This is a genomic window from Pedobacter miscanthi (assembly GCF_032678605.1).
GTDB classification, from domain to species: domain Bacteria; phylum Bacteroidota; class Bacteroidia; order Sphingobacteriales; family Sphingobacteriaceae; genus Pedobacter; species Pedobacter miscanthi_A.
Map to the genome: position 1 here is coordinate 1 of NZ_JAVTSU010000051.1, position 4,199 is coordinate 4,199.

Genomic DNA, 4,199 nt, shown 5'->3' on the forward strand with positions numbered 1-4,199 from the left:
GTCGGGCTTTTACCGTAGTGCTGTTGATTTTATCAATGCTGTGCCAGGGGGCGTTTTTTCTTCCTTCACCAATATAGGAAAGGTTAATATCTCCGGTGTTGACGGAGAGCTTAGGTACAGTCACAAAGACTGGCTTTCTTTTACGGTCAATGCCAGTTATATGGATGCCCTGAACGCGGACAAAAGTTCCACGGTATTCGAAGACCGCATTCCCAATCAGCCATGGCTTTTTGGAAATGCAGACCTGGGCCTGGGAAAGAATGATGTTCTGGGAAAGGACAGCAGGATACAGTTTAACTGGTTCAGTCAGTATACCCACTGGTTCTACCTCAACTGGCCGAGCCGCGGTTTTGCAGATGGCAAGAGCCGTATCCCAACACAGTTTATCCATAATGCGACATTTACTTATTCCACTCACCAGGGAAGATACAACCTGTCGCTGGAGTGCCGCAACATCTTTGACCAGACCGCTTATGATAGTTTCAGACTTCAAAAACCAGGAAGATCACTTCTGGTCAAACTGCGCTATTTCATTCAATAATTATAATCTTATCATATACAAACAATCAATTTTAATCATGAAAACAAAATTTCAAGCCATAAACCGACTTGCCCTTGCAGCGCTTGCACTAACCTTAACCGTATCATCCTGTAAAAAAAGTACGGATGGGGAAGAAACAGGGGGAGAGACGCAGAATGGGAATGCCTTTGCCATTGTTGGTGAGGTGACTAACCCATCTGCGCTTTATTTCCTGACTGCCGGAACTTTGGGCACGGGTTCTGTTACTGCCGTGGGCAAGGGAGCGGAAATTACCGGAGCAGGCCGCCTGTTCAAAAAGGGATATTATTACACCATTACAAATGGAACACTGATCAAATATAAATATGAGAACAGTGTGCTTTCTTCCGCAGGGCAGGTTGCAGTTACCGGAAGCGCTTTATATTCTTACTGGTTGAACGATGAAACACTGATCGTATGGAACGGTACCACTTCTGCTCCTAATAATGTGATGAGCTACAATATTGTAAATACAGGCAATATGTCGGTAACCAAAAGCGGAAGTTTAAACCTGACGGGACTGATAACAGGGGATAAGGCAATCTATTTGAGCGGATGTATATTAAGGGGTAGCCGTTTGTATATCCCATATGCTGTTTATAACTCGGAGTGGACTTCACATGATATTTCTTACCTGGCTGCTGTGGATTATCCGGCAATGACCAATTTAACGATCAGCTCTGATACCCGTTCTGCTTACGCAGGATCTTTTTCAAGCGTGATCCCTTCAACAGCTTTATTGAACGGTGATATTTATATGTTGACCAACACAGGTGACAGATGGGCCGTAACACCAAATAAACCTAGCGCTGTTTACAAAATTAAGGCTGGAGAGAATGCATTTGATAGCAGCTACTTTTTTGACCTTTCGGCAATCAGTGCAGGCAACAGGGAATTTTATGGGTTCTGGGACCTGGGCAATGGCAAGGCGATCACCCGTCTGGGCAAGGCAGAACTATTAAAAACTTTTGAAGACTATTTCGCAACGGATGTATTTGAATATTATCTGGTGGATGTTGTAGCCAAAACAAAAACCAAACTCGATCTGCCATTGAGTAAAGTGGTGCACGCATCACCTGTATTGGTTGAAAACGGAAAAGCCTATATAGCGGTAGCCTCATCTACAAGTGGCAATTTTGTCTATACCTATGATATTGCAAGCGGAAGTCTGACCAAAGGTCTTGAGATAAAGGGTGTGGATAACGTGAACTATATTTCAAGGTTTAACTAAACAATGTTCAGAAAAGTAAATAACTGGTTGCATCTATGGCTGGGACTCACCTCGGGGCTGATCATGCTCGTGGTCTGCCTTACCGGGGCGGTCTGGGTTTTCGCAGATGATATCAGGGAGCTGACAGATCCGTCCGTCTCTGTTGTGCATCAGGATGGGAGGATCATCAGTCCATCTGAAATAGGAGGAATTGTACAGCGCCTTTATCCCGGAGAGCCGGTGAACAATGTTTTTTATAAGAACGGTTCCGCGGTAGAGGTGCTGGTGAAGAAGTGGGGGAACAACCCGCTTCTTCTTTTTTTAGATCCATATTCGGGCAGGGTTATTTATCAGCGGCCGTTGGAAGACCGTCTGACCTTATTTTTTTACTGGATAGAAAGTGGGCACCGTAACCTTTGGCTGCCCTTTAAAACCGGGCGGCTGGTGGTCAATTATGGTACTTTGGTCTTTGTGGTCCTGCTCATTACGGGGCTCGTCTGGTGGTACCCCAAGAAATGGAACAGGTCTACGCGAAATAAGAGCTTTAAGATCAAGTGGGGCGCAAAATGGAAACGGATCAATATCGACCTGCATAATGTGCTTGGGTTTTATGCAATGCTGATTTTATTATTGCTTTCGCTCACGGGCATGATCTATGGTATCAAGTGGTATAATAAGGGCCTTTATAAAATTACAGGCGGTGGATCGGTTCCCGAATGGTCGGCGCCGCTTTCCGACAGCACAGGGGTGAAGGGAGGGCTTTTGCTTGAAACTGCGCTAGATAACGTGGTAGAAAGGGTGCAAAAACACTTTCCGGATGCTGCGGGTTATTTTTACAGGATGCCCGATACGGCAGATGTGAAATCGGCAATTGAGATTGATGTCTACCCGAAACTGAATAGTTATTACGCTAACCAGAGCCTTTGTTTCGACCGTTATACCGCTATAGAGATCAAGCGGGATGCGTATTACTCTGCCAGTTTCGCTGAAAGTGGCACAGCGCTGAAGCTTAGGCGGATGAACTATGATATCCATGTGGGGCGTATCCTTGGTTTACCTGGAAAAATTATCGCCTGCCTGGCCAGCCTGATCGGTGCATCGCTTCCTGTCACCGGATTTATAATCTGGTATAACCGTAAGTTTGGTAAAAAAGGGAAAAGGAGGGTGTAGTTTAATATAAGTAGATAAAAAAGGGATAATCAACTTAATGATTACCCCCATCTAAATGTGCGCTATGCATGCCATATATCTAAAGGGTGCAAGTCCCTTACGAGCCTACCAACAGGAATCGTTAGCTTTAAGGCAAGGGTGTTGAGAGTGATCTCAAATCTGAAGGAAGCCCGCGGCAAAAGCTTGACCGAACGAAGAGAAACATAATATAAGGCTTATTCTGTGGGGTGGAGCAGTTATAGCTTATGAAATTGTTAAATGGGGTGTAGCTATTATTTTGGCGCCCGAAACTGGGGGTGCTTCCTTAGCTACTGCCGGAGTTATGCCATAATTAATTATATTTGGACATGGAAATTTTCCCTGTTTTTAAAGCACTGTTTTTAATTTTAACACTTGTTAATGTGAACAAAAATTCAATAGACGAACAAAAGTTCGATTTTTACACTGAATACAATTATTTTAAGATTCTTGACGCTACTGCTGAGGACGAGCCGCTACCTGATTTTGCTGACCAGAAAGACTACCTTACCAGATTGAACGTTGGGAAGTCTGTTTTAGGAGTCGGTACCCAATCCTATGGGCATATTCGGGGAGAACTCCATATCCTGGAAGTAGAGAATAAAGAATTTAATGCAGAAAAGTTTGATCACATAGTTGAATCAGAAATCAACCTGCCAACAGGTGATATCCGATTTGCTGCAACCATCGAATCTACTATTGTGTTAAAGGCTAAGGTCAAACCGGGTAAATATGGTGTAAGAATTTATACGCATGGAAGTACAGCTTTTACTGACGATGATGTTGAGGGAACAGATAGATACATTGTGGAAATTTGGCCTATAGTCAATCTTCCTAAAAAAGTGTTGAAAATGGATTCATCACATTAGGAGTTATATTCATCTTCCCCAGTATGTTGGGGAAGATGAATCATTGTTATTGTCAAACAGTAATTCTTCTCTATCAAAAAAAACAGACTCTTTTAAAAAGGACAAAGTCTGGAAGGAGAATTATCCAAAATCTTACTTGCGAGCACCTGAAAAATGTTCAAAAATACTTGATGGTTTTTGATAACTTTAAGGTTAGATATCGCATGGAATAGATATGAAGAATATGATTTGATTATTATAGCATGACTATATAAATTTATAGTTATCTTTAACTAGTCATTTATAGCCAAATACTTGCAAAAAAATGGTGAGCATTTGGTGAGCAGTTTGCTTAAGGTTGATTTATGGTGCTTATTTTCAAAGATATACGAGG

The 4,199-nt window shown here is 42.6% G+C and carries 4 protein-coding genes; all 4 read left to right on the forward strand.

Annotated features, from left to right (window positions below):
* Positions 1-541, forward strand: a 541-nt coding sequence (locus tag R2R28_RS28970; RefSeq protein WP_316829146.1) for a TonB-dependent receptor domain-containing protein, incomplete at its 5' end; no start/stop codon positions are given.
* Positions 542-578: 37 nt separating this feature from the next.
* On the forward strand, positions 579-1,790 hold the full coding sequence (locus R2R28_RS28975) for a DUF4374 domain-containing protein (RefSeq protein WP_316829147.1): 1,212 nt from the start codon (positions 579-581) through the stop codon (positions 1,788-1,790).
* A gap of 63 nt (positions 1,791-1,853) precedes the next feature.
* Complete coding sequence (locus tag R2R28_RS28980) at positions 1,854-2,939, forward strand: PepSY-associated TM helix domain-containing protein (RefSeq protein ID WP_410479209.1); 1,086 nt, start codon at positions 1,854-1,856, stop codon at positions 2,937-2,939.
* 347 nt (positions 2,940-3,286) lie between these two features.
* Positions 3,287-3,826: a hypothetical protein gene (locus R2R28_RS28985; protein WP_316829149.1), complete on the forward strand. Its 540-nt coding sequence runs from the start codon at positions 3,287-3,289 to the stop codon at positions 3,824-3,826.
* Positions 3,827-4,199: the final 373 nt, after the last annotated feature.